We start from the raw sequence: 4,859 nt of genomic DNA on the forward strand, positions 1-4,859 counted from the left end.
ATAAAAGATAAGCATAATGTCAAGAGTTTGTGACCTTACAGGTAAAAGAGCGATGGTAGGAAATAATGTTTCTCACGCTATGAACAAAACTAAGAGAAAGTTTTCTGTTAACTTAGTTAAAAAACGTTTCTATCTTCCTGAAGAAGACAGATGGATTTCGCTTAGAGTAGCTGCATCTACAATAAAAACAATTAATAAAAATGGAATTGCGGCAGTTTTGAAAAAAGCTCAAGCACAAGGATTTATTAAATAATCTTTTCCAAAAACAACTATAAAGCAAAATGGCAAAGAAAGGTAATAGAATACAAGTTATTTTAGAATGTACAGAGCACAAGACTACAGGTTTACCTGGAACTTCTCGTTACATTACTAACAAAAATAAAAAAAATACTCCAGACAGATTAGAGATTAAAAAATTTAATCCAATCTTAAAGAGAATGACTGTTCACAAAGAAATTAAATAATTAGAATTATTTTAAATCTTAAATGGTAAACATTTTTAGATTTATTTAAATCAAAATATACTTTATATTATGGCTAAGAAAACCGTAGCATCGTTACAAACATCTTCTAAAAGATTATCAAAAGCAATAAAAATGGTAAGATCTCCTAAAACTGGAGCTTACACTTTTGTTGAAAGTATTATGACACCAGAGGAAGTAGATAGTTTCTTAGCTAAGAAATAATCTAACAAAGTTTATATAACTAAGCTACTTTCAGTCGAAAGTGGCTTTTTTATTTTTATATTTGTACAGTAATTCTAGTATTAGTAGTTATAGAAAATTCTTAAACAATTAATTCTTAAATCCTTAAATAAAAATGAGTTTTTTTAAAAGAATATTTTCTTCAGAAAAAAAAGAAACCCTTGACAAAGCGGTAGAAAAATCGAGCACATCATTTTTTTCTAAACTAACTAAAGCAGTTGCTGGAAAATCTAAAGTTGATGAAGAAGTTCTAGATAATCTAGAAGAAGTTTTAGTATCATCTGATGTTGGTGTAAATACAACTTTAAAAATAATTGCTAGAATAGAACAACGAGTTGCTAACGATAAATATCTTGGAGCAGAAGAATTAAATAAAATTCTAAGAGAAGAAATTTCTGGATTATTATCAGAAACTAATTCTGGCGAAGCCAAAGATTTTGAAATTCCAAAAGACAAAAAACCGTATGTAATTATGGTTGTTGGTGTTAATGGCGTTGGTAAAACTACAACAATTGGTAAACTTGCTTATCAATTAAAAAAACAAGGTTACAGCGTTGTGCTTGGTGCTGCGGATACTTTTAGAGCAGCAGCAATTGATCAATTACAAATTTGGGCAGATAGAGTTGGAGTTCCAATTGTAAAACAACAAATGGGAAGTGATCCAGCATCAGTAGCTTTTGATACTTTACAAAGTGCGGTTTCTCAAAACGCAGATGTTGTAATAATTGACACTGCAGGAAGATTGCACAACAAAGTTAATTTGATGAACGAATTAACTAAAGTAAAAAGAGTAATGCAAAAAGTGGTTGAAGATGCACCACACGATGTAATGTTAGTACTTGATGGTTCTACTGGTCAAAATGCATTTGAACAAGCTACACAATTTACAGCAGCAACAGAAGTAACTTGTCTTGCAGTTACAAAACTTGATGGCACAGCCAAAGGTGGTGTTGTAATTGGAATTTCAGACCAATTTAAAATTCCTGTAAAATATATTGGAGTAGGAGAAGGCATTGAAGATTTGCAGGTTTTTAATAAATATGAATTTGTTGATTCGTTTTTTAAGTAAATAGCTTTACAATTCGTAAATCAATGTTTGTTTAATCTTCGACAAGCTCAGATTGACAAGATAATTTTTAATTGTATTTATCTTCTTAATTAAAATTTATTTGTAACTGATAATTTTTTATTTTGCCTTTTTTAATAATTTAAAAAATCTACTGATACAAAGCACTAATCTTTGTCCATAAAGTTTCATCAAAATCTGACAAAGCTAAATTTACATTATCTGCTGCTTCTCCCATTCTTATAATTACCATTTTCATACTAGGAACAACATATATTTTTTGATCGTCTTTTCCTAAAGCCATATACATATCGTTTGGCGCAGTTGGAATGATACTTCCGTTTATTTGTAATTGTGATTGCGGTAAATGATAACTAGTTTTTCCGTTTAACCACCATAAATAACCATAACTTTGATTTATATTTTGTGATGTATTTGTTGCCAAACCTAAATAATTTTCATTAACTATAGTGGTTTCACTCCATTTTCCTTTGTTTAAGATCATTAATCCAAACCGAGCCATACTTCTAGAGTTACTCCAGTAAACACTTAAACTTCCAGTATTTCCAGAAGTTAACCAACTTCCTGTCATACCTAATTTATTTTTTAGTTTTTCATTAAAGTAAGTTGTCCAAGTATGGTTTGGAGTAGCAACATCAATAACATCTTGCAATTTTACATACACATTGTGATATGCCCAACGCGTTCCAGAATCTTGTAAATATTGTAAATTTGCAGGTGAAACATCATCGCCCAAAGCATCATTTAAACCAGAATTCATACTTAATAAATTCTTGCAAGTAATTAGATTTTCTTTTGCCAATGGCGCACTTGTCCAACCGTTTCCTAAATAAGTAGAAACTTTATTATTAGTATTTATTAATCCTTCTTGTTCTGCAATTCCTGTTACAGTAGACGTTAAAGTTTTTCCAGCACTTGCCCAATACCATGGACTTGTTGCAGTATGACCGTTAAAATAATTTTCCATTACAATTCTACCATTTACCAATACTATAAACGATTTAGAATGTTTTAATTCTAAATAATCTAATAAAGGTTGAACCGCATTTTGATTCCATCCTAAATTGGCAATTGTATTAGTTTCCCAAGCTGTGCTTCCATCAATTGGCGGAAAATACATTGCTTCAATTGGTGGAGCAGCGCAACCACAATCGGTTTCTGTACATGCAAAAATTACTATTGATAAAAATAATAAACAAATAATTTTTTTCATAATACAAGTTTTGTAAATAGGACATAGCAAATTTAAAAAGGTTTAATCAAAAATAGTTTTTATTGTTCAAATTATATCGTAATTTTAAATTTTAAATAAATTATGAAAAATATATTATTTTTAGTTTTAATTTCGTTTTCTTTCTACTCTTGTAATCAAACAATTAAGCAATCAGATATTGTAAAGTTAAATGGATATTGGGAAATAGAAAAAGTTATAAAACAAGACGGTGACAAGAAAGAATATAAAATTAACGAAGCCATAGATTATATAGAAATTAAAAACAATAAAGGATTTCGAAAAAAAGTATACCCACAATATGATGGAAAATATTTGGTGAACGATATTATTGAAGTAATTACAATTACCGATTCTAGCGGTATATTTTACATAAATTACAAAACAGATTATGCCAAATGGAAAGAACAAATTGTTTTTATTCAAGATTCAAGTTTTACAGTAAAAAATCAAGATAAAATAGAATATAATTATAAAAAACAAATTCCATTTTCACTTAAATAATATTTTATACTGAAACAAATTCAGTACGAGTAAATTCAGCACAAATGGCTAAAAGAAGCAGTAACGAAAGTTCCATTTCCGACGTTTTAAAACAGTTTATAGTTGTAAATAAACTAGAAAATGGTATGGATAAAATTGATGTTGAACAAGCTTGGAAAAGTCTAATGGGCAATGGCGTAAATAGTTACACGCAAGAAGTTGTTTTAAAAGGAAGTACACTTTATGTAAAATTAACTTCGGCAGTTTTACGAGAAGAATTGAGTTATGGTAAAGATAAAATAATTAAAATGATAAACGAAGAGCTACGAAAAGATGTAATTACTGCTGTTGTTCTGAGATAAAAAAGTTAAAAATTGTAGTTTAAGAGTTTAAATTGTTGAGTAGTTTAGTAATTTGATATTGTTTAAAACTTTTAAAATGTTTAGAATTTTGGAATATATTTTTATTAATCAGTCAAAAACATTTATAAAATAAAAATCCCATTTCAGTAACGAAATGGGATTTTAAATTTTTAAATATAAATTATTTTACTATAATTTTTTTAGTAGTTTGGTTTAAACCATCACTTACTTTTATCAAGTAAATTCCGGCTTCAACATTATTTAAATCAATATCTTGTTCAAAATTTCCTGTTGAATCATAATTTTTATCTAAAACAAGTCTTCCTCTAACATCATAAACTGAAATTGATATTTTTTCATCAGAATTAGAATTTAATTTAATTGTAAACTGTCCATTATTTGGATTTGGAAATATTGAGAATGTTGTAAATTGATTTTGATTTACAGCTAAATTGCCTTGTGCGCAAATATCTAAACCAAAACTATTAAAAGTTCCACCATCATCATTTGCATCATCAGTAACTGATAAAATCCAATTTCCACCAGACAGTTGACCGTTTAATAATGTTAAGTTTCCTTCTGGTATAAATGATCCAGTATATGGAGGCGCACCTGCAGTAATTAATGTTGTTGCTTGTTGATCAAAAATTGTATTTGAATAATTATCTCCAGTGCCTCCATTGTCTGTTGTTAATTCAATTACAGTTCCAGATGGACTTGTTAATGTAATATCCAAATCAGCATCCCAAGCATGGGTAATATTTACTCTTACATTAACATCTGTAATAACTAAATTTGACGCAACATTAATTGTTGAAGTGTAAGTATTAATTCCAGAAGCTGAAATTGCAATTGGTAATCCTGTTGAAGCATTATAACTTGCGCAACTAATATTGGCCGTTGTAAATGAAAACACACTAGAATTTACTGATGTAGCACAAATATTTGTACTTCTAACTCTCCAATAGTATGTAGTAATTGTATTTAAAACT

Annotated in this window: 8 protein-coding genes; 6 read left to right on the forward strand and 2 right to left on the reverse strand. The window is 28.6% G+C overall.

Annotated elements, in window-relative coordinates; genetic code table 11:
* Positions 1 to 16: 16 nt before the first annotated feature.
* The 4 genes from rpmB (at position 17) to ftsY (ending at position 1,773) form a co-directional block, all read left to right on the forward strand.
* Positions 17 to 253, forward strand: coding sequence for a 50S ribosomal protein L28 (gene rpmB / locus ACH2BC_RS13540; protein ID WP_395054541.1), 237 nt, complete (start codon positions 17 to 19; stop codon positions 251 to 253).
* 28 nt (positions 254 to 281) lie between these two features.
* Complete coding sequence (gene rpmG / locus ACH2BC_RS13545) at positions 282 to 464, forward strand: 50S ribosomal protein L33 (RefSeq protein ID WP_395054542.1); 183 nt, start codon at positions 282 to 284, stop codon at positions 462 to 464.
* 69 nt (positions 465 to 533) lie between these two features.
* Positions 534 to 686 (forward strand): DUF4295 domain-containing protein, encoded by a 153-nt coding sequence (locus ACH2BC_RS13550; RefSeq protein ID WP_395054543.1) that lies wholly within the window; start codon positions 534 to 536, stop codon positions 684 to 686.
* Positions 687 to 819: 133 nt separating this feature from the next.
* Complete coding sequence (ftsY, locus tag ACH2BC_RS13555; protein WP_395054544.1) at positions 820 to 1,773, forward strand: signal recognition particle-docking protein FtsY; 954 nt, start codon at positions 820 to 822, stop codon at positions 1,771 to 1,773.
* 148 nt (positions 1,774 to 1,921) lie between these two features.
* On the opposite strand, the gene ACH2BC_RS13560 is transcribed toward ftsY, so the two are convergent.
* Complete coding sequence (locus tag ACH2BC_RS13560; protein ID WP_395054545.1) at positions 1,922 to 3,004, reverse strand: serine hydrolase domain-containing protein; 1,083 nt, start codon at positions 3,002 to 3,004, stop codon at positions 1,922 to 1,924.
* A 102-nt stretch (positions 3,005 to 3,106) separates the two neighbouring features.
* On the opposite strand from ACH2BC_RS13560, the gene ACH2BC_RS13565 reads away from it, so the two are divergent.
* Entirely contained in the window at positions 3,107 to 3,526 is a 420-nt protein-coding gene (locus ACH2BC_RS13565) for a hypothetical protein (RefSeq protein WP_395054546.1), read from the forward strand.
* Positions 3,527 to 3,570: 44 nt separating this feature from the next.
* Entirely contained in the window at positions 3,571 to 3,867 is a 297-nt protein-coding gene (locus ACH2BC_RS13570; protein ID WP_395054547.1) for a DUF721 domain-containing protein, read from the forward strand.
* Positions 3,868 to 4,048: 181 nt separating this feature from the next.
* Here ACH2BC_RS13570 and ACH2BC_RS13575 read toward each other — a convergent pair.
* Positions 4,049 to 4,859 (reverse strand): T9SS type A sorting domain-containing protein (locus tag ACH2BC_RS13575; RefSeq protein ID WP_395054548.1); only part of this gene is annotated, 811 nt, incomplete at its 5' end.

The sequence above is a fragment of the Flavobacterium sp. genome (genome assembly GCF_043760115.1).
GTDB lineage: Bacteria > Bacteroidota > Bacteroidia > Flavobacteriales > Flavobacteriaceae > Flavobacterium.